Below are 328 nucleotides of genomic sequence, written 5' to 3'. Positions count from 1 at the left end.
CCCCCCCCCCCCCCCGCCCCCCCCACGAGGGGGAGAACCCCCTCGACCCCCCGACTCATTCACTCCTATGAGTCAATGAGTGAATGAGTAAAAGAAGCAATGAAGCAGGGTCAGGCTCCGGAGCGAGAGCGCGGCTTGCGCTTCGTACCCGCTCGGATGTTGCGGTTCTCGATCACCCCGACGACCGCGAGGCCGGTCGCGACGGCGACGAGGAGGACCCATCCGACGACGTTGAACCACTGCCCCGTGAACGCGGCGTACGTCTGCTCGCCAGCGATCGCGAAGAGCATCAGCGACAGCCCGAACCAGACCATGCCGTTGCTGATCA

Annotated in this window: 1 protein-coding gene; it reads right to left on the bottom strand. The window is 65.2% G+C overall.

What is annotated here, in order from left to right:
* Positions 1-110 precede the first annotated feature (110 nt).
* Positions 111-328, bottom strand: a 218-nt coding sequence (locus tag MT355_RS21040) for a hypothetical protein (RefSeq protein WP_243601043.1), incomplete at its 5' end; no start/stop codon positions are given.

This window comes from Rathayibacter sp. VKM Ac-2929, assembly GCF_022815495.1.
Classification (GTDB): Bacteria; Actinomycetota; Actinomycetes; order Actinomycetales; family Microbacteriaceae; genus Rathayibacter; species Rathayibacter festucae.
Note: the sequence above shows the minus strand (reverse complement) of the source record. Positions and strands in the feature narration are given on the sequence as shown.